General features: G+C 61.1%; 29 protein-coding genes, 1 tRNA gene and 1 pseudogene. 15 read left to right on the forward strand and 16 right to left on the reverse strand.

Annotation, left to right across the window (positions count from 1 at the left end):
• Nucleotides 1–78: 78 nt before the first annotated feature.
• Nucleotides 79–1,254: a membrane dipeptidase gene (locus tag Q1A85_RS09005; RefSeq protein WP_299687428.1), complete on the forward strand. Its 1,176-nt coding sequence runs from the start codon at nt 79–81 to the stop codon at nt 1,252–1,254.
• On the opposite strand, the gene Q1A85_RS09010 is transcribed toward Q1A85_RS09005, so the two are convergent.
• The 3 genes from Q1A85_RS09010 to Q1A85_RS09020 all read right to left on the reverse strand — a co-directional run bounded on the left by Q1A85_RS09010 (nt 1,251) and on the right by Q1A85_RS09020 (nt 4,509).
• Nucleotides 1,251–2,168 (reverse strand): hypothetical protein, encoded by a 918-nt coding sequence (locus Q1A85_RS09010; RefSeq protein WP_299687431.1) that lies wholly within the window; start codon nt 2,166–2,168, stop codon nt 1,251–1,253. The two genes, Q1A85_RS09005 and Q1A85_RS09010, sit on opposite strands and share 4 nt — an antisense overlap.
• A gap of 177 nt (nt 2,169–2,345) precedes the next feature.
• Nucleotides 2,346–3,242 (reverse strand): RNA polymerase sigma factor RpoH, encoded by an 897-nt coding sequence (rpoH, locus tag Q1A85_RS09015; RefSeq protein WP_299687434.1) that lies wholly within the window; start codon nt 3,240–3,242, stop codon nt 2,346–2,348.
• Nucleotides 3,243–3,480: 238 nt separating this feature from the next.
• Nucleotides 3,481–4,509, reverse strand: coding sequence for an RluA family pseudouridine synthase (locus Q1A85_RS09020; RefSeq protein WP_299687437.1), 1,029 nt, complete (start codon nt 4,507–4,509; stop codon nt 3,481–3,483).
• Between Q1A85_RS09020 and Q1A85_RS09025 the strand changes: the two genes are divergently transcribed.
• Nucleotides 4,493–4,807: a DUF6476 family protein gene (locus tag Q1A85_RS09025; protein ID WP_299688570.1), complete on the forward strand. Its 315-nt coding sequence runs from the start codon at nt 4,493–4,495 to the stop codon at nt 4,805–4,807. The genes Q1A85_RS09020 and Q1A85_RS09025 overlap by 17 nt on opposite strands.
• 123 nt (nt 4,808–4,930) lie before the next feature.
• On the opposite strand, the gene Q1A85_RS09030 is transcribed toward Q1A85_RS09025, so the two are convergent.
• Both Q1A85_RS09030 and Q1A85_RS09035 read right to left on the reverse strand, forming a co-directional pair.
• A tRNA-His gene (locus Q1A85_RS09030) sits at nt 4,931–5,007 on the reverse strand.
• A 44-nt stretch (nt 5,008–5,051) separates the two neighbouring features.
• A complete protein-coding gene (locus Q1A85_RS09035) occupies nt 5,052–5,642 on the reverse strand; it encodes a GNAT family N-acetyltransferase (RefSeq protein ID WP_366140574.1) in 591 nt (196 codons plus the stop codon).
• Here Q1A85_RS09035 and Q1A85_RS09040 point away from each other — a divergent pair.
• Nucleotides 5,617–5,805: a DUF6324 family protein gene (locus Q1A85_RS09040; RefSeq protein WP_299687443.1), complete on the forward strand. Its 189-nt coding sequence runs from the start codon at nt 5,617–5,619 to the stop codon at nt 5,803–5,805. The genes Q1A85_RS09035 and Q1A85_RS09040 overlap by 26 nt on opposite strands.
• Here Q1A85_RS09040 and Q1A85_RS09045 read toward each other — a convergent pair.
• The 5 genes from Q1A85_RS09045 to Q1A85_RS09065 all read right to left on the reverse strand — a co-directional run bounded on the left by Q1A85_RS09045 (nt 5,802) and on the right by Q1A85_RS09065 (nt 9,418).
• A complete protein-coding gene (locus Q1A85_RS09045; protein ID WP_299687446.1) occupies nt 5,802–6,512 on the reverse strand; it encodes an alpha/beta fold hydrolase in 711 nt (236 codons plus the stop codon). The genes Q1A85_RS09040 and Q1A85_RS09045 overlap by 4 nt on opposite strands.
• A 119-nt stretch (nt 6,513–6,631) precedes the next feature.
• Nucleotides 6,632–7,246, reverse strand: a complete 615-nt coding sequence (locus Q1A85_RS09050) for a hypothetical protein (RefSeq protein ID WP_299688573.1) — start codon at nt 7,244–7,246, stop codon at nt 6,632–6,634.
• A gap of 17 nt (nt 7,247–7,263) precedes the next feature.
• The gene (locus Q1A85_RS09055; protein WP_299687449.1) at nt 7,264–7,692 is read right to left on the reverse strand and encodes a VOC family protein; all 429 of its coding nucleotides are present in this window, start codon (nt 7,690–7,692) and stop codon (nt 7,264–7,266) included.
• Nucleotides 7,692–8,669 (reverse strand): alpha/beta fold hydrolase, encoded by a 978-nt coding sequence (locus Q1A85_RS09060; RefSeq protein ID WP_299687453.1) that lies wholly within the window; start codon nt 8,667–8,669, stop codon nt 7,692–7,694. Before Q1A85_RS09060 ends, Q1A85_RS09055 begins: the two co-directional genes overlap by 1 nt.
• Nucleotides 8,666–9,418: an alpha/beta hydrolase gene (locus Q1A85_RS09065; protein ID WP_299687456.1), complete on the reverse strand. Its 753-nt coding sequence runs from the start codon at nt 9,416–9,418 to the stop codon at nt 8,666–8,668. Before Q1A85_RS09065 ends, Q1A85_RS09060 begins: the two co-directional genes overlap by 4 nt.
• A gap of 124 nt (nt 9,419–9,542) precedes the next feature.
• On the opposite strand from Q1A85_RS09065, the gene Q1A85_RS09070 reads away from it, so the two are divergent.
• The 3 genes from Q1A85_RS09070 to Q1A85_RS09080 all read left to right on the forward strand — a co-directional run bounded on the left by Q1A85_RS09070 (nt 9,543) and on the right by Q1A85_RS09080 (nt 11,404).
• Complete coding sequence (locus Q1A85_RS09070) at nt 9,543–10,307, forward strand: metalloregulator ArsR/SmtB family transcription factor (RefSeq protein WP_299687459.1); 765 nt, start codon at nt 9,543–9,545, stop codon at nt 10,305–10,307.
• A gap of 3 nt (nt 10,308–10,310) precedes the next feature.
• On the forward strand, nt 10,311–10,727 hold the full coding sequence (locus Q1A85_RS09075) for an MAPEG family protein (RefSeq protein WP_299687462.1): 417 nt from the start codon (nt 10,311–10,313) through the stop codon (nt 10,725–10,727).
• Between the two features lie 212 nt (nt 10,728–10,939).
• Nucleotides 10,940–11,404 (forward strand): GNAT family N-acetyltransferase, encoded by a 465-nt coding sequence (locus Q1A85_RS09080; RefSeq protein WP_299687465.1) that lies wholly within the window; start codon nt 10,940–10,942, stop codon nt 11,402–11,404.
• Here Q1A85_RS09080 and Q1A85_RS09085 read toward each other — a convergent pair.
• On the reverse strand, nt 11,389–11,601 hold the full coding sequence (locus Q1A85_RS09085; RefSeq protein ID WP_299687468.1) for a hypothetical protein: 213 nt from the start codon (nt 11,599–11,601) through the stop codon (nt 11,389–11,391). The two genes, Q1A85_RS09080 and Q1A85_RS09085, sit on opposite strands and share 16 nt — an antisense overlap.
• Before the next feature lie 145 nt (nt 11,602–11,746).
• On the opposite strand from Q1A85_RS09085, the gene Q1A85_RS09090 reads away from it, so the two are divergent.
• From Q1A85_RS09090 to Q1A85_RS09115, 6 genes are all read left to right on the forward strand, one after another.
• Complete coding sequence (locus Q1A85_RS09090; RefSeq protein WP_299687471.1) at nt 11,747–12,808, forward strand: DUF4105 domain-containing protein; 1,062 nt, start codon at nt 11,747–11,749, stop codon at nt 12,806–12,808.
• A gap of 102 nt (nt 12,809–12,910) precedes the next feature.
• Nucleotides 12,911–14,857, forward strand: a complete 1,947-nt coding sequence (thrS, locus tag Q1A85_RS09095; RefSeq protein ID WP_299687473.1) for a threonine--tRNA ligase — start codon at nt 12,911–12,913, stop codon at nt 14,855–14,857.
• Nucleotides 14,858–15,049: 192 nt separating this feature from the next.
• Nucleotides 15,050–15,355: a DUF2282 domain-containing protein gene (locus tag Q1A85_RS09100; RefSeq protein WP_299687476.1), complete on the forward strand. Its 306-nt coding sequence runs from the start codon at nt 15,050–15,052 to the stop codon at nt 15,353–15,355.
• A gap of 73 nt (nt 15,356–15,428) precedes the next feature.
• Nucleotides 15,429–16,289 (forward strand): DUF692 domain-containing protein, encoded by an 861-nt coding sequence (locus Q1A85_RS09105; protein WP_299687479.1) that lies wholly within the window; start codon nt 15,429–15,431, stop codon nt 16,287–16,289.
• A 3-nt stretch (nt 16,290–16,292) separates the two neighbouring features.
• The gene (locus tag Q1A85_RS09110) at nt 16,293–17,051 is read left to right on the forward strand and encodes a DNA-binding domain-containing protein (protein WP_299687482.1); all 759 of its coding nucleotides are present in this window, start codon (nt 16,293–16,295) and stop codon (nt 17,049–17,051) included.
• A 3-nt stretch (nt 17,052–17,054) separates the two neighbouring features.
• A complete protein-coding gene (locus Q1A85_RS09115; RefSeq protein ID WP_299687484.1) occupies nt 17,055–17,576 on the forward strand; it encodes a DoxX family membrane protein in 522 nt (173 codons plus the stop codon).
• On the opposite strand, the gene Q1A85_RS09120 is transcribed toward Q1A85_RS09115, so the two are convergent.
• Nucleotides 17,573–17,887: an ArsC/Spx/MgsR family protein gene (locus Q1A85_RS09120; RefSeq protein WP_299687487.1), complete on the reverse strand. Its 315-nt coding sequence runs from the start codon at nt 17,885–17,887 to the stop codon at nt 17,573–17,575. The two genes, Q1A85_RS09115 and Q1A85_RS09120, sit on opposite strands and share 4 nt — an antisense overlap.
• A 187-nt stretch (nt 17,888–18,074) precedes the next feature.
• Here Q1A85_RS09120 and Q1A85_RS09125 point away from each other — a divergent pair, with 187 nt between their 5' ends.
• Nucleotides 18,075–18,281, forward strand: a complete 207-nt coding sequence (locus Q1A85_RS09125) for a cold-shock protein (RefSeq protein WP_299687490.1) — start codon at nt 18,075–18,077, stop codon at nt 18,279–18,281.
• A 43-nt stretch (nt 18,282–18,324) separates the two neighbouring features.
• Here the strand turns inward: Q1A85_RS09125 and Q1A85_RS09130 are convergent, their stop codons facing one another.
• Entirely contained in the window at nt 18,325–18,615 is a 291-nt protein-coding gene (locus Q1A85_RS09130) for a hypothetical protein (protein WP_299687493.1), read from the reverse strand.
• A 176-nt stretch (nt 18,616–18,791) separates the two neighbouring features.
• Here Q1A85_RS09130 and Q1A85_RS09135 point away from each other — a divergent pair, with 176 nt between their 5' ends.
• Entirely contained in the window at nt 18,792–19,028 is a 237-nt protein-coding gene (locus Q1A85_RS09135; RefSeq protein ID WP_299687496.1) for a hypothetical protein, read from the forward strand.
• Here Q1A85_RS09135 and Q1A85_RS09140 read toward each other — a convergent pair.
• From Q1A85_RS09140 to thyX, 3 genes and pseudogenes are all read right to left on the reverse strand, one after another.
• A complete protein-coding gene (locus Q1A85_RS09140) occupies nt 19,025–19,345 on the reverse strand; it encodes a TraR/DksA C4-type zinc finger protein (RefSeq protein WP_299687499.1) in 321 nt (106 codons plus the stop codon). The genes Q1A85_RS09135 and Q1A85_RS09140 overlap by 4 nt on opposite strands.
• Before the next feature lie 291 nt (nt 19,346–19,636).
• Nucleotides 19,637–20,137: a hypothetical protein gene (locus Q1A85_RS09145; RefSeq protein ID WP_299687502.1), complete on the reverse strand. Its 501-nt coding sequence runs from the start codon at nt 20,135–20,137 to the stop codon at nt 19,637–19,639.
• 10 nt (nt 20,138–20,147) lie between these two features.
• A pseudogene (gene thyX / locus Q1A85_RS09150) lies at nt 20,148–21,047 on the reverse strand (FAD-dependent thymidylate synthase); the annotation flags it as partial.
• A gap of 197 nt (nt 21,048–21,244) precedes the next feature.
• Between thyX and Q1A85_RS09155 the strand changes: the two are divergent.
• On the forward strand, nt 21,245–22,234 hold the full coding sequence (locus tag Q1A85_RS09155) for a hypothetical protein (protein ID WP_299687507.1): 990 nt from the start codon (nt 21,245–21,247) through the stop codon (nt 22,232–22,234).
• Nucleotide 22,235: the final 1 nt, after the last annotated feature.

Raw genomic sequence — 22,235 nt, forward strand, 5'->3', positions numbered from 1 at the left:
TCATGTCATGCCGTCTCGTCAGGGTGGCGCGGGTGCGGTGCGATTGTCTAGGGTGCATCCAACATCGGAGAGGGCGCGATGCGGATTTTGAAACGTCTGGGGCTGGGTCTGCTGCTCCTTCTGATCGTCGGCACAATTGCCTTTCTTGCCATCGCGCCGGGATATGTCGAACGGTCGCGCAATGCGATCCTGCCCGGTGGCCCTTACCCCGTCTCTGACGCGTCCCAAGCGCTGCACGACACGCTGGTGGTGGGCGACTGGCACGCTGACAGCCTTTTGTGGCAGCGTAGCATCGCCAAACGCGGCGACCGGGGTCACGTGGACGTGCCCCGCCTGATCGAGGGCGGCGTGGCGCTACAGGTCTTTGCCGCCGTGACCAAATCGCCCGCCGGGCAGAACATCACTGCCAATTCCGCCGACGCCTTCGACAACATCACCCCGCTTGCTATTGGCCAGCTCTGGCCGCCGCGCACATGGACCTCGCTTAGCGAACGCGCGATCTACCAGGCCGAGCGGCTGCACCGCGTCGCGGCCCGCAGGCCGGATCATCTGACCGTGATCACGTCCCGCGCAGGCCTTGAGGCGCATGTTGAGGCGCGCGCGGCGGGCAGTGTTGCGGTGGGTGGGCTACTGGGGATCGAAGGGGCGCACGCGCTCGAAGGGGACATGGCCAATCTCGACCGGCTCGAAGCGGCGGGGCACCGCATCATCGGCCTGCACCACTTTTTCGACAACGCATTGGGCGGGTCGCTGCATGGCCTGAGCAATGCTGGCCTCACAGAGTTTGGCCGCTCCGTCGTGCGTGAGGTCGAGGCGCGCGGCATGGTCCTTGACCTTGCACATTCCAGCCCCGCCGTCGCCCGCGACGTGATCGCGATGACCGACATGCCCGTGATTGTCAGCCACACCGGCCTGCATGGGTTATGCCCGAACAAGCGTAATTACGAAGACGACCTGATGCGCGCCGTCGCCGCATCGGGCGGCGTGATTGGCATGGGGTTTTGGCGCACGGCACTGTACCGGGACACCACGCCGCAGACCATCGCCGCCACGATCCGGCAGGCGGTGGACACGGTTGGCGCCGATCACGTGTCGCTGGGGTCAGATTTTGACGGCTCCGTCGCCACCAGCTTTGACGCCACGGGCCTGCCTGCACTCACTCACGCGCTGCGCGATGCAGGGCTAGACGATGCGACTATTGCCAAGGTCATGGGCGCAAATATGGTGCGCGTGTTGCGCGCGCGGCTGGACTAAAGCCCGGTGCGGGCGCAAAACCGATCCACCAGATCAGGCGCGCTCACATCAAGGCATTGATCGCCAAAATACCACCACACGAACTTGTCATAGGCCCGCCGTTTCGGGGGGCGCTGCAATATGTTCCGCAAAGCGTCCGCGCTCTGCGCCACATCCGCCACATGGTGAAAATCAGCCCGCCCGCACAGGATCACCGGCTTGCGGTGCAAATAGGCTTCGACCCCCACAGCGGAGTTTATGGTGATCACCCGGTCCGCTGCTGCAATCAGATCGTGAATGTTTCCGTCGCTCACCTGCAGATGCGGAAAACGCGCCTGCATCTCGCGCAACCCTTCTGATGTTGCAGGATCACTGTCGCGCGGATGCGTTTTGACCATAACGGGGCCGTCCACCGCCGCACAGGTCGCAGACAGCATCTCCCACCGATCAAGGTAGCATGTCTCGCCCACCACCCGGTGCCCTTCGGATTGCAGAAACACTGCGGCGCGCACCGTACCCGGGTCCGTCACAGCCTCGGGCTGGTCATAGCGCGATGTCCGGCGGCCCACGATCCGTTGCCGCACGCGGCGAAAGAACGGTCGCGCCACCTCCGGATCGACATCGTCCGGCACAAACCGCTTGTCCGCAATCGACGAAAACGCCCGAATGCCCTGCGGGTCGAAATTCCAAAACGGATAGATATAGGCGACATCAGCATTCCGCGCGCGCGGATGGGCAAACCGGCCATGGTGGATCACATGGATCGCATGGTCCGCCTCCACTGTCTCGGGCAATGTCTCTCGGTCGAGAATGGCAACTTCAAACGGGATACCGCGCGCTTCGAGCCCTTCGGTCACGCGCAGGTAAAATCGGTGCAGTCCCGCACCGCCCAAGCTCAGCCACGATCGTGGTACGTGAAAAACAACCTCATGCATTCCGCGCACAGTACCTCCGCCCGCCACCGGACAAAAGCGTCCATCTGGCGCGCGACCGTCCCTGTCTCTGTCCAAAAAAATCCCCCCCGGAGGGCCGATTTGCCGTCAAGTCACCCCTGCAAATCAAAAGAGGCCCCGCCCGAAGGCAGAGCCCCTGTCATGTCGCATCGCCGGAGGTCACGCGGGGGCCAGCAACCCCTTGGCCTTGGCGATTTCACGCATCTTCTTTTGCAGCTTTTCGAACGCGCGCACCTCAATCTGGCGAATACGTTCGCGGCTGACGCCATATTCTCCCGACAGGTCTTCGAGCGTCACCGGTTGATCCGACAGACGGCGCTGAGTCAGGATGTCCTTTTCGCGTTCGTTAAGCACATCCAGCGCTTCGGCCAGCATCTCGCGGCGCACTTCCAATTCGTCGCGCGCCTCGTAGTCGGCGGCCTGATCGGCGTCTTCGTCCTCGAGCCAGTCCTGCCATTGCATCGTGCCTTCGCCTTCGGAACCGACGGTCGCGTTCAGCGATGCGTCCCCTCCAGACAGGCGGCGATTCATCGAAATAACCTCGGCCTCGGTCACGCCCAGATCGGTTGCGATCTGTTTGACGTTTTCGGGGCGCAGGTCACCCTCTTCCAACGCGCCGATCTTGGCCTTGGCCTTGCGCAGGTTGAAAAACAGCTTTTTCTGCGCCGACGTTGTGCCCAGCTTCACGAGACTCCAGGACCGCAGGATGTATTCCTGGATCGAGGCGCGAATCCACCACATTGCATAGGTCGCCAGACGGAACCCCTTTTCGGGATCAAACCGTTTCACGGCCTGCATCAGACCCACATTCGCCTCCGAGATCACCTCGGCCTGCGGCAGGCCATAGCCCCGGTAACCCATCGCGATCTTGGCCGCGAGGCGCAGGTGCGACGTGACCATCTTGTGGGCCGCGCCTGTGTCTTCTTTCTCGACCCAGGCCTTGGCCAGCATGTATTCTTCTTCCGGTTCCAACAGCGGGAACTTGCGGATCTCCTGCATATAGCGGTTCAGACCACCTTCGGGGGTGGGCGCTGGCAGATTTGCGTAATTGGCCATGATATCCCTCCTGGACTGCCCAATGTTTACGGGCTTAACATGCATATGGTGTCGGCAACGCCTCCCGACAAGAGGCAATGACCTGTTGCAGCCACATTACCAAACCGTTCGGTTCAGTTGCAGGGGCAATACTGTGTGCTCACGCGCATGTGCTGTGATGTTGCAAGAGGGTGAAATTTTCCTTTGGAACCGGTTGGTTCCGAAGGAAAATTGCCACAAAATGTTACAAAACCGGGCCTCAGCCCTGATCCAACGCCGCCAAAAGCTGTTGAAAATCATCCGGGAGTGCCGCTTCGAAGCGTAGTTTTTCGCCGCTTACCGGATGATCAAATCCAAGCACAGCCGCGTGCAGGGCCTGTCGCCGAAATCCTGCAACCGCGGTTAAGGCCGCGTCCGACAGGCAACCGCGCGCCAGTTTGCGCCGCCCGCCATAGACCGGGTCTCCGACTAGCCCATGTCCCGCATGGGCCATATGGACGCGGATCTGATGTGTGCGCCCCGTCTCCAGCCGGCATTCCACCTGCGCCAGCACCGGCGGCGTACCGTAGGACGCCAGCACACGGGCGCGGGTTACGGCGTGACGCCCACCCTCGAACAGCACGGCCTGTCGCTGACGGTCGGTCTTGTGGCGGGCGAGTTGGGTGGTGATCTTGAGCACATTGCCCGGCTCGAATGAGGTCCCCCGCACGCCACGCAGACGCGGATCACCCGCGTCCGGCACGCCATAGACCAGCGCGCGATAAGCGCGTTCTGCCGTATGTGCCGCGAATTGCGCGGCAAGCCCCTGATGGGCGGCGTCCGTCTTGGCCACAACCAGCAGACCGCTGGTGTCCTTGTCGATGCGGTGCACGATGCCGGGACGTTTCATACCGCCCACGCCGGACAGTGCATCGCCGAAATGGAACATCAGCGCGTTCACCAGCGTGCCCGACGGCGTGCCGGGGGCCGGATGCACCACCATACCCGCCGGTTTGTCGATCACGATCAGGTCGGCATCCTCGTGCACAACGACCAGCGGGATATCCTCGGGCTCCAGATGGCTGTCCTGCGCCTCGGCCACCGTGACCTCGATTACCGCCCCTTCGGCCACACGCGCCTTGGGGTTGGTCACAACCGTCCGGTCCACCTGCACGGCACCGTCCTCGATCAGCCGGGCCAACCGGGTCCGCGACAGCGTTGCCGCCTCTGGCACGTCGCGGGCAATGGCCTTATCAAGACGTGCAGGCGGTGCGGCGCCAATGACAAAGGATATGCGGTTGGACGACATTGAGACCCCTCCGGAACCGGCGAATCTGCGGTTCCTGCGCCGTTTGGTGACGGTTCTGACCGCCATCATGATTTGCGGCGTTGTAACGGTGGTGGGTTTGCTTGTCATCCGCCTGAATGCCGACCCTGCCCGCCTGCCCCTGCCTGACCGGATCACGCTGCCCGATGGCGTTGTGGCAACCGCGTTCACGGTGGGCCCGGACTGGTACGCGATCGTCACCCAAGACGACCAAATCCTGATCTACGATCAAGTGACCGGCACATTGCGCCAGACCATAATGATCGGCGACGAGCCATAGGCTCTGGCGTGCCGGACGAGGGTGATTGAGGATCAGCGTGCGAGCGTGGTCAGCACCGTTGGCGGACCGTTCTGGCGCACGGGCGGGTGCTGAAACAGGGCAACAGAAGGTTATTGTGAGGGGTGGTACCACCGCCCCGGCTCGAACGGGGGACCTCCTGATCCACAATCAGGCGCTCTAACCAACTGAGCTACGGCGGCACTGCGAGGTGAAATACTGCCACCCCGCACTGAATGCAAGAGGGTCAAAAGCGGTAAACCCAGGTCTGTTCCACCAAATCCTGCCCAAACGAATGCACCGGTTTCGACCCCACCATCTCCCAGCCGAACTTGGCATAAAGCGCGCAGGCCGCCGTGTGGCTTTGATGGGTCCAAAGCTGCATATTGCTGTAACCGGTGTCACGGGCAAACCCCATACACTGATGCAGCAGGCGCTGCCCAAGGCCTCGGCCCCGCGCCTCTGGCAGCAGAAGAAACAACCGCAGCTTGGCCGTGGTGTCATTCAGCCGGACGCAAAAGATGGAACCGAGGCGCGCACCGTCTGCTTCGGCGATCCAACCGCGTTCGCGTTCCGCATCGTGGCCTGCCACAAAATCCTCAAGAATGGTCCGTACCAGCGGTCCAAAGCTGTCATCGAAACCGTCATTCTGCGCGTAAAGCGTTGCATGTTGGTCCACCAACCAGTCGGTGTCGTCCGCCGTGAAGGGTCTAAGCGTGATCTCTTCCATACGCCCAACATGGCGGCCGCAACCTTGCCAAGCAAGCGCGCAACGGCTAGCACGCGGGCGCGACCAGACAGGGGACGGCACCATGGGCATCAACAACGAACGCGACATCGAGGCCAATCTTCAGATCGGGCCGACCGACAAGGGCATGGTGCGCATTTACATTGAGGCCAACGGTGCCGAAATCCCAATGGATTTCGATCCTGAGGAGGCTGATGAGATCGCGGACGAGATAAAAGCGGCGGCCAAGGCCGCACGCGCCGTCAGCGGCTAACGCAGGATCAGGGGCTGGCGCAGCCAGTCACGCAGGGCCTGCGTGGTTTCGTCCGGGGCCTCAAGCGTTGGCAAATGGCCCGCTGTTTCGATCACTTTCAACTCCGCACCGTGGATCAGTTCGGCCATAAAGGTATGCCGTTTGACCGGGCACAGCGCGTCATGCGCGCCGCACATGATGAGTGTTGGCACCTTGCATTTGCGCAAGGTGCCCTGCTGATCGCGGCGCCGTTGCAAGGCGCGGGACTGGCGAATGAACACCTCCGGCCCCAACGCGTGGGCCATGTCCATCACCAGATCGAGGATTTCATTCCGAAACGGTCCGGGCGCGAGGTAGTTGGGCTTCATCTCGTCGCGCATCACGTCTTCCATGCGCCCGGCACGCACCTTGACAATCTGCGGCTCGCGATCGGCGGCGACCTGCGGCGTTTCGGCCAGCGGATTGGTGTCCATAAGAGCCAGCCGTGAAATCCGGTCAGGCGCGCGGCGCAACAGTTCCATCGCGACAATGCCGCCCATGCTGAGCCCTGCCAGCGCAAACCGCCCCGGCAATTCGTCCAGCAGACCGCTGGCGATCTCTTCGATCCGCTCTCCGCGGGTAACCGGTGCGACCATAATGGCATGATCCGCCGACAATTCGGCAATTTGCGGTCCAAACAGCCGCGCGTCACACATCATACCTGGTAGAAAAACGACGGGCTCAGCCATGCTGTGCCTCTGGCCCCCGCCTCGTGCTTGCGCCCATTGCCTTGCCTGCTGTTTGATCCCCTCATGCTAGAATGGCCCCTCTGGCATCTGCCTGCAAGGGGCCGCAGTGCAATTGCGGTTTATGGGTATGCGATACCGCGCAGGGGTGGGAAATCGGCGTAGCGGCGACGGCGCTGCGCCAGCGGCTCGTCCGGCGCATCTCCGCGCCGCAACAGCAGTCCTTTGGGAGCGATGTAGCTGCCGATCATACGCTGAGGCTCGGGCCGCCAATCCAGGTTGAAAGCGCAGAGTTTGGGAAAGAACCACATCCCCGAATAAGGCAGATGGTCATGTACCCACCACGCCAGATCGCGCCAGTCGCGCCCCTGTTCATATTGGTCGGTAAACCAAGGAATGGCCAGCGACGTGCCCGCAACCGCAGTCTCTCCGGTGCCCCAATCCCAGATATGACATTCGATCGGGTTGTCGTTGCGCGCGCAGTTCAACCTGTTTTCGTTGCCATACTGGTTCAATTCGGGCGAGCGGTAGCCGGAGCGGATGGCAAGGCGGCCAAAAGTCTCTTCCAGCGGGTCCAGAAGCTCTGAACACAGCATTTGACCGTTTGCGATGGCCAGATCAGGGTCGCGCGGCAGGTTTTGGACGCGGTGAAAATTCCCGATCTCCGAATACAGAAAATCGCGCATGTAGAAGTGTTTTGACAGCCGCACGCGGCCCAGGGTCTCAAGGCTCCACATGCTGCCGGGACGGCGCATTACGCGGCCCCGTTCCATTGAAAGGCCCCGTCCGTGCCCAATGGCGAAAACGGGTTCCATGCGATTTCCCAGATATGTCCCTCTGGATCGGCAAAATATCCGTGATACCCGCCCCAAAACACATCTGCCGCGGGCTTGAGTATGCGCGCGCCCGCAGCTTTGGCACGGGCCAACAGCCCATCCACCTCTGCCTTGGACGGAACATTGTGGCCCAGCGTCATCGCGCCGCGCCCAAGGTCATCCACAGTCAGGCCAATATCATCTGCGAGGGCCGCAATCGGATAGAGACCAAGCGTCTGCCCCAGCAAATCAAAAGCGATCACCCCGTCAGGAGTGTCCACGCGCTGCCACCCCAGCGCCTCGTAGAACGTGGCCTGCGCATCCATGTCCTGCGTGCCCAATGTGATGAGCGAAACGCGTTGTTCCATCATTCAAGCCCTTTGATCCAGTCAACCATTCCCACCACTGCCGCGTCGGTTTGGCCGGGTGACAGGACATTGCCCGCGATCACATGCGATTGGTCGTCGTCCCCGGGGCCCATAACCGGATTCACCACCGTGCTTGGCCCACCCCACGCCGCGGCAATCTCTGCGGTTCGGCCGGGTTGCACAACTTCGTCCGCGGTGGCGAACCAAAACAGGGCAGGCAACGATTGTTCGGTGTGGTCCATGGCGTTCACCGCGTCGATCAGAGCCACCATCGGCATGACCGCCACGCTGTCATATTCGGTGGTCCAGTACGTCGCATGACCTTCGTTGCGCGGCTCGAAACTGCGCCGCGCACCGGCAAGCGGGGGCAGCCAGTGGCGCGCAGCGGGCCAGCTGAGCAGCGGCGCCAGCGGATTGTTCAGCCCATAATTCGGTGACACGAGGATCAGCCCGGCCACACCGTCCATCACCGCGCTGTCTGGTGCCAGCGCGGTTACCAACGTCCCGCCCGTCGACGTGGCCATGACTATTACCCTGTCGCCGGTGGCGCGGGCGGCATCCATACCTTCGGCCAGGTCGTTGACCCACCCCTGCACCGTGCCGTCGGCCAATGCATCGGGGCCGCGCCCGTGCCCCTGCAAACGGGTGAAGATGAGGTTGGCCCCAAGGGCCTCGGCCACGCGGTCCGGCACCGGGCGGATCTCCTCGGACGAGGCCGAGAACCCGTGTACGTACAGCACAGACCATTCGGTCCGCGCGCCGGTCTCATCCGCCCATACGATCCGCTTTTGCGTGCCGGGCACGATGTCATCAAACTGCGCCTCGCTCTGCGCAAAATGGGCATCGATGTCGGCACCAACAGCGTCGTGCGTGGGTGTGAGCGGCGCCGGCTCGTAGGGGCCAAACAGCCACAATCCGAGCCCCAGCACGATCAACACCAGCAGCGCACGACCCAGAAATTTGCCAAATGCCTTCATGTGGCGGCCTCCATCACGTCTTGAATTGCGTCCTCGATCACCCCAAGGCAGGGACCATCGGAAAACCGGTGATCGGCATCCTTGACCAAGGTCAGGCGCATGTCGGGGCTGTCGGCATGTTCCAGCAGGCGCACCGCCGTTTCCGTGCTGACCGCCGTGTCCGATGTGCCTTGCAAGCACCGCACCGGAAAGGGCAGCGGCAACGGCGTGCGCAGGACCAGTTGGTTGCGGCCATCTTCTATCAGGCGTTGCGAGATGATGTAGGGTTCCATGTAGTCAGACGGCATTTCGACCTGCCCGTCCCGCTTTAGCGCGGCTTTCTGGGCGTCGGTGAAATTGGCCCAATACCCATCCTCCGTAAAGTCGGGAGCCGCGGCGATAGTGACCAGACCGGCCACCCGCTCGGAATGTGCGCGGGCATATAGCAACGCCTGCCACCCGCCCATAGAACTGCCCACCACAATCAGCTTTCCTTCGGTCAAAGTCGCCAAGGCGGCCACCGTATCCTCGGCCCAGTCGCCGATGCACCCGTCCTCGAACCTGCCGGAGCTTTGGCCGTGGCCGGAATAATCAAAGCGCAAAAACGCCTGCCCGCGCGCGCGGCACCACGCCTCCAGATGGATCGCCTTTGTACCCTCCATGTCGGATTTGAGCCCGCCAAGGAACACAACACACGGACCGCTGCCCGCGCTTTGGTGATAGGCAAGCCGCCTGCCCTGCGCTGTGTCCAGATAGCTTGGCCCGCTCATGCCGTTCTCCCCCGTTTGGTTGGCGAGATCATTCACCGGGCGCGCAGCGCTGTCCATCCTGACGCGGGGTGATTTTATAAGTGACCATCTTGTCACGTGACTAAATAATCACCTATAAGATCCTATGGATTCGGTTTTCAAAGCCCTCGCAGATCCCACGCGCCGCACGCTGCTTGACCGTTTGCGCGACACGGACGGCCAGACCTTGCAACAATTGCAAGGTCAGCTCGACATGACGCGCTTTGGCGTGATGAAGCACCTTGGCGTGTTGGAAGAGGCGGGCCTTGTGACCACCAAAAAGGTGGGGCGCTTCAAGCATCACTACCTCAACGCCGTGCCCTTGCAGCAGGCGATCGACCGCTGGATCGAGCCTTTGCTCGTCAAACCGGCGGCCCGGGCAGTGCTTGATCTCAAATCTCAACTCGAAGGAGAGACCCGGATGTCAAAACCAGATTTTGTGATGGAAACCTATATCAAGACGACCCAGGACCGGTTGTGGGATGTGTTGATGGATGAAAAGGCGATTGCGCATTACCATTTCATCGCCAGCCACGGCACACGGAACGGCGATGCCGTGACCATGCATTTTGCCGACGGCGCGCCGATGTTGACCAACACATTGCTGTCTTCCGACCCAAAGAGCCGCATGGAATGGACGTTCGAGCCGCATTGGGACGGCGGCGCAAGCCCGACCAGCCGCGTTGTTTACCTGATGCGCCCGGAAAACGAATTTGTGCGGCTGACCATCGAACATTACGATCTTGGCGGCCCCGCCGTGCCGGGTGAAGGGGTGGCCGATGGCTGGGTCCGCTGGGCGTCTGGCCTCAAATCGTGGCTTGAGACGGGCGAAGACGCGCATATCGGTCCGATGGACCAGCAGGAGGGGTGAGTGATGCCTGCTGAACTGACCATCTTGGGCATCCTCGCCCTGTTTGCGGCGTCCTTGTGGATTCCCTACATCGTCGGGGTCAACACTGCCCCCAAAGGGTCCATTTCCCCGGACGCGCCCGATGGATTTGTCCGTCCCCCCGACCCCGGTTTCCAACGGGAATGGGTGCACCGGGCCTACCGCGCACATCTGAACCTGCTTGAGCAGTCGGTGCCCTTTGCCATTCTGGTTCTGTTGGTCGATCGGGTAGATGGGTTCACGGCATTGACGTTGTGGACGTCCATGGCCTTCTTGCTGCTGCGCGTGGCGCACGCCGTCGGCTACATCACCGGCACCGCTGGGTTTCCGGCGCGCCCGCTGATCTTTACGGCTGGTTGGGTGTGTTGCATTTTGATGGGCTTTGCCTTCTTCGCCGCCTGAGCGGGTGCGCGCGGGGTTGACCGCGCGCGCCTCTTCGGCCCATGGTCAAAGCATGACACGGCACACGGAATACACCTTTTATTGGTTTAGCGCGCAATCCTCGCGTGCTTTTGGTGTGTCCGGGTCCCAGCCCATCTAACCACATCAAGGCCGCGCTCCGAGCGGCCTCTCCTTGTTCCCCTCGGTTTGCGCGGGTGTTCAGGAGAATGACAATGACCCCAAAAATCCGACAAATGGCGCCGCGCGACACAGGCGCCGTGCTAGAGATGATCAGCGCGCTTGCCGCCTTCCATGAAGACGTGGCCCAGATTGACGAAGCGACGCTGACAATGATGACATTCGGCCCGCTCCCCTGCCTCAAGGTGCTGGTGGCCGAGGGTGAGGCGGGCCTTGTCGGCTATGCTGCGCTTATGCCGACGGCGCGGTTGCATTTCGGCAAATTCGGGTTGGAGATGCATCACCTGTTCGTCAAACCGCGCGTGCGCGGTTCGGGCGTCGGGCGTGCCTTGGTGGCAGCCTGCAAGGCCGAAGGTCTGCGGCGCGGCTGTCACTACATCAGCGTGGGCGCGCATCCCGACAACACGGCAGCGGGTGCGTTCTATGAAAAACGGGGGTTCGAACGGCACATGATGACGGCGCCGCGCTTTCGTATGGGCCTTGATCAGCCGCTGACGTAGGGCCCTTTGGCGGGACGGTAGAACGTCTTTTGATTGTGAAGCCGCCCTAGCAAATCGTGGATGTCACGGACCTTTTCTGTGGCGGGGCCCGCCTTGGCATCCGCCTGCGCCTTGGCAAGCTTTGACGCGCGCAGAGCTTCTTCGATCAGGTCGAGGTCTTCCACACTCAGTTCAAAGTTCTTGTTGTAGCCTGGCACAGCGCTTCCCCTTCAGGAACGAAAGTTTCCGATAGTGGATATCTACAACCCACATCACGCTTGTCCAGCCCGATTTGTCGATTTTTCACCCTCAGAAGTCGCTTTTTGCGTATGCAATGGTATGCGGCTGATGGCGCACCACTGCATGTGGTGGCATTCTGCCGACAAAGCGCCAAGTGAGGTAGTTGTGGTCAAAAAGGTCGTTTTCGGTGCGTTGGGCGCAGTATTTGGCCTGATCCTGTTGGCCTTTGCGGGTTGGGCGGGGCTTGCAATCTGGTATCGCCTGCCAGCGCCTGACACGGTGCGCATCGCCTTCGGCGCGGTCATTGTCCTGCTGGCTCTGGTGGCCGCGTTGGGCTGGTTCACCGCCAAACGTCGGGCGACGTTGGGCGTCTACGCCGTTGCGATGGCGGGTGTTCTGGGCTGGTGGTTCACCCTGCAACCGGAATCGTCGGCCAACTGGTCGCCCAGCGTCGCCCGACAGGTGACCGGCACGATCGACGGCGACATATTGCATCTCAGGAATGTGCGGGCGTTCCGCTGGCGGGGCGACACCGATGCGGAAGAGATGTGGGAGGACCGCACCTATGACCTGAACCAGTTAGAGGGCGTGGATTTCCTCATGTCGCACTGGGGCAATCCGGCGATCGGGCATTTCATGCTCAGCTTTGGATTTGCCGACGGGCGGTACTTGATGTGGTCGGTCGAGGTGCGGCGCAAGGTGGGTGGGCAATTCTCGGCGGTGGCAGATTTCTTTCGGTCCAACACATTGGTGATCGTTGCGGGCGATGAGCGCGACATCGCGGGCCTGCGGTCGAATATCTGGGAAAACGACGTTTACCTGTACCGCCTGCGCGCGCAGCCCGAGAACATCCGAAACCTGCTGAAAGCCTATGTCGAGGACGCCAACGCGCTGGCGACCGAGCCGCGGTTCTACAACTCGCTCACCTCGAACTGTTTTACTGTCGTGCTCAAGTTGATGCGGGCGGTCAATGTGAACACGCCGCTGGACTGGCGCGTGCTGGCCAACGGATATCTGCTGGACTACGCCTATGCGCTGGGTGCCGTGGACACGTCCGTGCCATTGGAGGAACTGCGCGCGCGGGGCCGCATCAACGAACGCGCGCTGGCCGATGGGCTGAGCCGCGATTTTTCGGCAGCCATCCGGGTGGGTGTGCCCATGCCACCACCCCTGCCCGCAAACTGAATCACGGCGTTGACTTGGCCCCGCGTTGCCGCCAAGTAGCGCACAGACAACACAACCCGCAATCGGGCGTTCCGTGGGCGCCAAACTGACGAGGATGCCGATATGGCCCAGATCTCTCTCACCTTTCCTGACGGCAATGCACGCGACTATGACGCGGGCGTGACCCCTGCGGCTGTTGCGGAAAGCATCTCCAAATCCTTGGGCAAAAAGGCGATCAGCGCGACCGTGGACGGCCAGCACTGGGACCTCGCATGGCCAATCGCGGCGGATGCCTCCATCGCCATCCACACCATGCAGGACGAAGAGCAGGCCAACGAGTTGGTGCGCCACGACCTTGCGCACATCATGGCGCGCGCCGTGCAGGAAATCTGGCCCGACACCAAGGTCACCATCGGCCCGGTGATCGAGAATGGCTGGTATTACGACTTTGACCGGGCAGAGCCGTTCACCCCCGAAGACCTTGGCGTCATCGAAAAGAAGATGAAGGAGATCATCAACAAGCGTGATCCCGTCCGCACCGAGGTGTGGGACCGGGACGTGGCGATCAAGTATTACGAAGACCGGAACGAACCCTACAAGGTCGAGCTGATCAACAGCATCCCCGGCGACGAGCCGCTGCGGATGTACTGGCACGGCGACTGGCAAGACCTGTGCCGTGGTCCGCATCTGCAACATACCGGCCAAGTGCCGGGCGACGCGTTCAAACTGATGTCCATCGCCGGGGCCTACTGGCGCGGCGACAGCAGCCGCGCGATGCTGCAACGCATCTACGGCGTGGCCTTCACCGGCAAAGAGAAACTGCGCGCGCATCTCAACATGCTCGAAGAGGCGGCCAAACGCGACCACCGCAAGCTGGGCCGCGAGATGGACCTGTTCCACATGCAGGAAGAGGCCCCCGGTCAGGTGTTCTGGCATCCCAACGGCTGGACCATCTACACCCAGTTGCAGGACTATATGCGGCGCAAGCAGCAGATGGGCGACTACGTAGAGGTAAACACTCCGCAGGTCGTGAACCGGCATCTGTGGGAAAAGTCCGGCCACTGGGAAAAATATCAGGAGAATATGTTCATCGTCGAAGTGGACGAGGACAATGCCCGCGAAAAGGCGATCAACGCGCTCAAGCCGATGAACTGCCCCTGCCACGTTGAAATCTTCAAGCATGGGCTGAAATCCTATCGCGATCTGCCCATGCGCATGGCGGAATTCGGGTCCTGTGCGCGGTACGAGCCGTCGGGCGCGCTGCACGGCATCATGCGGGTGCGTGGATTTGCGCAGGATGACGGGCACATCTTTGCCGAGGAATTCCAGATCGAAAGCGAATGCGCGATCTTCATCAAGTTCCTCACTGACATCTATCAGGACTTGGGCTTTGACAGCTTCAAGGTCAAATTCTCGGATCGGCCCGACACCCGCGCCGGATCGGATGAGGTGTGGGATAAGGCAGAAGACGCTTTGCTTTATGCAACGCGCGCTGCTGGGATCGAACCCGAGATGAACCCCGGAGAAGGGGCGTTTTACGGCCCCAAGCTGGAGTTTGTGCTGACCGACGCCATTGGGCGGGACTGGCAATGTGGCACCTTTCAGGTGGATTTCGTGCTGCCTGAACGTCTGGACGCCACGTATATTGGCCGCGACGGGGCCAAACACCGCCCCGTGATGCTGCACCGCGCGACGCTGGGATCGTTCGAGCGTTTTATCGGCATCCTGATCGAAGAACACGCAGGCAAGCTGCCGTTCTGGCTGGCCCCGCGGCAGGTGGTTGTCGCCTCCATCACGTCCGAGGCGGATCATTACGTGTCAGATGTGGTCGATGCGCTCAAGGCGGCGGGCGTGCGTGCCGAGGCCGACATGCGCAACGAAAAGATCAACTACAAGGTCCGCGAGCATTCGGTCGGCAAGGTCCCTGTCATCCTCGCCGTTGGTGGCCGTGAAGTCGAAGACCAGACAGTGTCGGTGCGGCGCTTGGGGGAAAAGCAGACGAGCGTGCAATCGTTGGCGGATGTTGTGGACGCGCTGCGCATTGAGGCGACCCCGCCCGATCTGCGCTGATCGCCGCAATTGCAACATTGCGCAGACCACGCTGCAACAATTGAGGCCGATCGGCCTCAATTTGCGCGCTTTGACTGACATTGTATAACTTGGCCGTGAGGCGCTGCCGCAAGGGTGGTGTTTGCCGTAACAGATGCCCTATCTCACCATCACACAGGATTTGTAACTGATATCGCAAAGGGACGATTGAAGATGTCGAAGACCATGAAAACTGTCGCTATCGTTGGTGCCGTTGCAGCTGCCGTTACCGCACATAGCACGACACCTGCCGAAGCCGCGTCCAAGGAGAAATGCTTTGGCATTTCGCTGGCGGGCGAAAACGACTGCGCCGCGGGCCCCGGCACCACCTGTGCAGGCACCTCGACCGTGGACTATCAGGGGAATGCGTGGACGCTTGTGGATGCAGGCACCTGCACCGAGATCGACCTGCCCGCGCTGGCCGACGGTACCCCGCGCGAGGGGTCGCTGACCGAGCTTGACCGCGACCTGCCCGCCTAAGGCACAAAAGATCCCGACGCGCCGGATTCCTTCTTGGGTCCGGCGCATCCAATCCCAACCGGAGAGCCATGCCATGCTGGACGCATCACACCGATCGCCAAGCCTGCCCAAGGCGCCGGGTGTGGGATACAAACCCCAGCATTTCGATGCGTTGCGCAGCGAGCCGGGTCCGGTGACGTGGCTGGAAATACACGCCGAGAATTACATGGGCGACGGTGGGCGACCACATGCACAGTTGCACGCGTTGCGTGCCGACTTTGCCATTTCGGTCCATGGCGTTGGGCTGTCGATTGGTGGCGAAGGCCGGTTGGACCCCGACCACCTCGCACGGTTGCAACGCCTTGTGGACTGGCTTGAACCCGCCAGCTTTTCCGAGCATCTGGCATGGTCCACCCATGGGGCCGAGTTTCTCGACGATCTGCTGCCCCTGCCCTATACCGATGCGACCCTGACGCGGGTGGCCGATCACATCGACGAGGTGCAAGACCTGCTGGGCCGCCAGATGCTGCTGGAAAACCCATCAAGCTACCTCGCCTTTGCGGAAAGCACGTGGTCCGAGACGGAGTTTCTGTCTGAACTGACCCGCCGCACCGGCTGTGGTCTGTTGCTGGATGTGAACAATGTCTTTATCTCGGCCACCAATCTTGGCGACACAGCGACCGGGTATCTGGATGCCTACCCGCTGCACGCAGTTGGCGAAATCCACGTCGGCGGACATGACGAAGACGCGGACGACCATGGTGCGCCGCTGCTGATCGACAGCCACGCGCACCCCGCGGCAGAGCCTGTGTGGACCCTGCTGGACTATGCCCTTCGGCGCACAGGGCCTGCGCCCGTGCTGGTCGAATGGGACAATGATGTGCCGGAATGGCCCGCATTGCGGGCCGAGGCGGACAGGGCCGCCAGCGCACTTGCCACCATCCCTGCGCACTGAACCATGGGCACCAGGCAATCACAGTTTCGGGCCGCCTTGCTGGATCCTGCCGCGCCCGTGCCGGACGGCCTCACTGATGGTGCCGGCGCCCCCACCGTCAAACGCTTTGACGTGTACCGCAACAATGTGACTGTCGCCCTGATCGACGCGCTGCGCACGGCATTCCCGGTTTTGCGCAAGCTGCTGGGGGACGCAAATTTTGACCCGCTTGCCCGGGTATACGCCCGGGCGCATCCGCCACGGTCTCCGCTGATGATGCATTACGGTCAGGACATGCCTGCCTTTTTGGACGGGTTCGCGCCGCTGAAGCATCTGGGCTATTTGCCGGACGTCGCGCGGTTGGAACTGGCCTTGCGCCGGTCCTACCATGCGGCGGACAGCGCCGCACTGGACGCGCAGGTCCTCGCCGCCTGCCCGCCCGAGACGCTAATGGGTTCGTGTCTGCAATTGGCCCCGGCTGTGCAGTTGATCCCGTCGCCATGGCCGCTCTTTGACATCTGGCGCTACAACACCGTCGCGGGCGCGCCCAAGCCTCAAGCCACCGCACAATCAGTGCTGATCACCCGCGCCGGGTTCGACCCCGAACCGCACGCCCTGACCGCCGCGCAATACGCGTGGCTTCACGCCTGCCAAACCGGTGCGAACCTCACAGAGGCGCAGGACAGCGCCAGCGCGACCGACCCCGCCTTTGACCTTGCCCCGCTGCTTGGCCTGCTGTTGCAGCACGGCGCGCTCACCACCCTCACCACGCCAAAGGACTGACCCATGACTGCCATTGCCCGCATTCGCTCCGCCCTGTTCGATCCCATGGACCGGGGCGACTGGCTGCTTCCGACCTTGGCACGCGTTACGTTCCTCGCTGTGTTTTTCTTTTACTTCCTCAATTCTGCCGGAACCAAAATCGACGGTGGTCTGTTCTCGCCCTCTGCCGGTGCCTTCGCCCAGATCTTTCCAAAAGCGGCCGAAGCTGTGCTCTATGATGTGACGCAACTGACCGGCTTTCAGCGGCTGGTGATCTTTGTCGGCACATTGGCGGAATATGTTCTGCCGGTTTTGATCGTCGTCGGACTGTTCACACGGCTGGCAGCGGCCGCCATGATTGGCTTTGTCATTGTGCAAACGGCGGTCGATGTCACCGGGCACGGGGTTGCTCTGGGCACATGGTTCAACAACGCGCCCGAGTTGATCGACCAGCGCACGCTCTGGGTCTTTCTGCTGCTCGTTCTGGTGATCAAGGGCGCAGGCCCGCTGGCGATCGACCGCGCCTTGGCGGCGAAAGCCGCCTAGACGCCTAAGGCAGCCTGCACATCCTTGGTCCAGCCAAGGTGCATCTCTGTGCCCGCCACGATCAGCGGGCGCTTCATCAACGTGGGATGCGCCGCCAGCAGCGCCTCCGGCGTGCCAGCCCGCTCCGTCTCACTCAAGCCGCGCCATGTGGTCGACCGTGTGTTGACAAGTGCATCGCCGAACCGAGCGCGCGCCGCCGCCATTACATCGTCTGGCACACCTTCGGCGCGCACATCCACAAACCGCGCCTCCGGCAGCGCCTTGATGGCCTTGCGGCACGTGTCACATGTCTTCAAACCATAGATTTCCATCGCACCCCTCCAATCGTGCCCAAATAATCATCTGAGCCCCCGATATAACAGCCTCGTACCTTGAAATTCGCCGCAAACGGGCAATCTGTTTGAGTAGCGGACGCCTGCTCTGCCTTTGGCGGGACATGCCGTGCGCATCCAAGTTCCCCGCGCGGGGAAGACTGAAAGGCAAAAGGAGGCACGGGTCATGCCAACTGGCACCGTGAAGTGGTTCAACACCACAAAAGGCTATGGGTTCATTGCGCCGGAAGACGGCGGCAAAGACATTTTTGTACATATTTCCGCAGTGGAACGGTCAGGACTGACCGGGCTTGCGGACAACCAGAAAGTCAGCTTTGAACTGCTGGAAGGCCGCGATGGCCGGCAGATGGCTGGCGATCTGAAACTGCTGTAAGCGTCAAGCGCGGCGTGTGGCGGCGCCGCGCTCACCCTCAGGATCAGTCGTAGCTGCACCCTTTGGTGCCAACAGGACAACTGTCCCGGCGCACAGCACGGATACGTTTGACGTGGCGCTTTTTCGCGACCCCGTGGGCCATGACCTGCTGATAGGTGTGCGCCTGATTTGGCACGCCGCAGCAGATTGTCCCGTCCATCGTCACCGGCTGCATACCCGCAGGGCAGTAGTTGGCGTGGCTTTTGTAGGCGTAGATTTTGGGGCCGGAATGACCGTCCGCAAGGACCGGAGTGGCCATCAACAGGGCCAGAGCTGTTGCACTGATAAAACGCATATTTTCCCTCGTTCGGTGGCTGGACCACGACATCTATGGTTGTGCGCCAAGTGTGCAGAGCCACGGGCGCTCTGTCCAGAAATTTTGTTAACCATGGCCTGCGGGCGCATCGTTAACCTTGTTCTGGCGGTTTTGTGTTTAGGCTGGAAACAGTTTTCGCCTTAATCTGGTGTCCCATGACCGAACTGCTCCGCCTCTTGTCCCTGTTTTACGCCTGCGATGTCGCGGCGGAAACGCGGTTTCCCACGCCGTCCGAATGGCAGCGCTGCATGGGGCACTACCATGCGGTCAAAGCGCACTTTGCCGAGGATCTGAGCGGCCCCGCCGCGCAGATTGAAGGGTATCGGCGCTGGAAGGCGTGGGAAGATGCGAACGCCGAATTGGTGGCCGAGTTGCGCGCGCGGGTTCGTTAACCGCGCGTACAGTCCAGACAGCGCGGTATGGTGAGGTCAGCAGCAAGACGTTTGGCCTCCACCTGCTCTCCGCAATCGGTGCAATAGCCGTAATTCCCATCATCCATGCGTTGGAGAGTGGCGTGAATACGCTCCCGTTCCGCCTGCCGTATCCGGGCCTGCGCCTGCGCCATCGCCTGATTTTGCAGCGCATCCATGCGAGACAGACGCCCGACGGCCTGTTGATCAAGCTCCACAGTCGCTTGCGCGTCCCGGCCCGCCGCGTCTTCGGCATCGAGGGCGGTCAGGCGGTCGAGGAGGGCTTGGCGGGGGTCCATGATTGGGCGAGGGTAGAAGGCGTCTTGGCTCTTGTGCAAGGCGCGCCTGTCACATGATTCATAGCCGCGACAGCGCCGGTTCACGGGCTGAGCCCCGGGGCATGTTTGAGCAGCGCGCGGAACTGTTCCAACAAACCGCTGCAACTTGAAGCAAAGGCTGCCAACGTTTCGGAAGCTACGACTCTGATTTACCGAGGCCCTGGACGCGGCTGTTCAGTATCTGGCCCTCTACGAGTTGGTACGTTCGGAGAAGGCGGCGGTGGAGGCGGCTCTCTATCACTGGAAGGCATTTTACGCTGACCCAATCAGGCTAATCCACGCAGGAATTTGGAACAGCCCCACAAAAAAGGCAAGCGTCAAGTAAACTGAGTTTCTTTTGATTACGGCTTCGTTTGTAGAAAAGTTGCATTTCAGCACTTCGGTCAACTCGTTTTCTATAATGGTAGTTAAATCATCTTCTTTTGACCGATGTTTCTGGGCATACAAAATGTAGTCGGCATTCAAATCAAATTGCACCTCGGATCGCCCAGATACAACAACCGCGGACAGAACAATAGATAGGGTCACAAAAAGAACGACCACTATAGCCTCAGCTTTGAAACTAAACAGATAATTTGCATCTATCAAAACAGTTGAGTTTGCGCTTAAGGCAATCGAAGAGAAAAACGTGGCAACGAGTCCAGTTAATGTTGCGGCAAACGACGCCTGATTTCTTATTGCGCGTAGGTCCTCTTTTTGGCTGCGCACTTGATTATAAGATAGTTCGAACGCACGCTTTGATAATTCACTCACCCAATCACTCCAAAACAGCCAAAAATTCCCGCCACTCCCCTTTACTCATCCCTGAGTTTTCCTGCGTGACTTTTTCACCTTTCAGCATCCGCTGGATGCACGTAATGGCTGTACCCGACAAATTGGCCCCGCCCATCCGGTAATCCTCGAACGCCTTATACGCCGCGGGGACCCAATCCTTGACCACCTCACAGATCGCGTCCGCATAGACGCGTATCTCATACTGCGCGTGGGCGTCCGCGCGCAGGCGCAAAAAGTGGAACAGGTTGTGCAGGTCTACTTTCCAGTACCATTGGGTGTAGATGTTGGCGGGCAGGTTCATGCGGGCAAGCTCGCGCGCGAGGCCCTGTTGGCCGTCTTGGGAAATCATCTCTTCGTAATGGTCGTAGGACCGCATGGCGTCATCGCGCAGGTAGCGCAGGACGCGCTCGGCCTCTTCCCCACTCAGCGCCTCGCCGCGCCCCTGATTGTTGACCACGGACTGAGCCGCCAGTGCGTCGGGTTCGGGGATGTAGAATTCGCGGTCGAGGATCGAATAGCGGGCGGAGTATTCGTTGACGTTGGCGGTGCGGTGGCGGATCCATTGGCGGGCGACAAAGACGGGCAGTTTGACGTGCAGCTTGATCTCGCACATCTCGAACGGGGTCGAGTGCCAGTGCCGCATGAGGTAGCGGATCAGCCCTTCGTCATTCTGCACCGATTTGGTGCCCCGGCCATAGCTGACCCGCGCCGCCTGACAGATAGCGGAATCGTCTCCCATATAGTCGATGACCCGGACAAATCCGTGATCGAGCACATCCATAGCCTTGTAAAGATGCGCCTCTATCCCCGGCACGGTCGCGCGGAGTGTTTGGGTGGGCGCGCTGCGGAGCTCGTCCACTTCGGCTTGCTGGTCGGGGGAAAGCGGCATGGCGCACCTCGTTTATCCACAGAATCTGTCAGACCCTCACTGTATCTCGTGGCTGCGGCTATGAGAACCACTAGATAGGGGGTGTTTTTTGGCAACGGGTGGGCGGTGCCAGCGCAGCGCTACGTTGACTTTTGCGTGTAAGTGACTGACTCTGCGACCAAAGAGGCAGAACATAGAACCGCAAAGGTTTGACAGGTATGAAACGAATAGCAGCAGTTTGCGTGCTCGCCATCGGCGTTGCGTCATGTGGTGATGGCAATCCCTTTACAGATACGGACACAGGTACAGGTGGCGGAACGGGCACGCCCACGCCGGCATCTGGCGTGCCGGAGAACATCCTTGGCGATCTGGAATCGATTTCGTTCAACGCCGCAGACAACACTTTGACGGTGACGGGACTGACGCAGGACGGCGTGCCGCTGGTCAACGATTACCGCGCGATTGCAACGACCTTTGCGCCGGGATTTGTGACCTTCACCGGGCAAAACGACCCGCTGGGGCGTCATGCGACGGCCTTTGTCGCCAGCCGCGATGGGCTGCAGGCGGGTGTCGTGATGACGGGACCGCAGTTCAACAAGTTCTTTGGCGGCACGTTCTTTGAGCGGACGGGTGGCTATACCGCGCCAGTGGCGCCGGAATCGCGGTTTGACGTGACCTATGTGGGCAATTACGCGGCGGGGCTGAATGGTGCCGGGCCGCGGACCGACCTGTTTCCCGTGACCGGCGGTGTTGATCCGGATGTGAACGGACCGGAACAGACTGCATTCATCCGCGGGCTGATGTTCGTGAACGTCGACCTGAACGACATGTCCGTCGAAGGTGAGATTTACGACCGTACGGCTGTCTTGCAAAGCCCGACAAATCCGAACGCCGCAGTCTTTGGCGACCTGCCCGACCTTGTGCTGGTCGATGGCGCGTTGACAGGCGACGGCACGTTCAGTGGCAACATCGAGATCGACGCAACGGATGTCACCAACCCCGGCACTCCGTCTGATCCGGTTGGCGTTGATATCGGCGACTTTGCCGGTGTGATCGGCGGCACGGACGGCGGGTCGATCGTGGGTGGCACACGGATCGAGGAGTTTACCGACGAACTCGACAGCGAGATCGAATTTGGTGTCTTTGTTCTGGATATCTGTACCACCGCCAGCACTGACCCGATCTGTGTGAACGCACTGCAACCCTGAG

It is taken from the genome of uncultured Tateyamaria sp. (assembly GCF_947503385.1).
Classification (GTDB): domain Bacteria; phylum Pseudomonadota; class Alphaproteobacteria; order Rhodobacterales; family Rhodobacteraceae; genus Tateyamaria.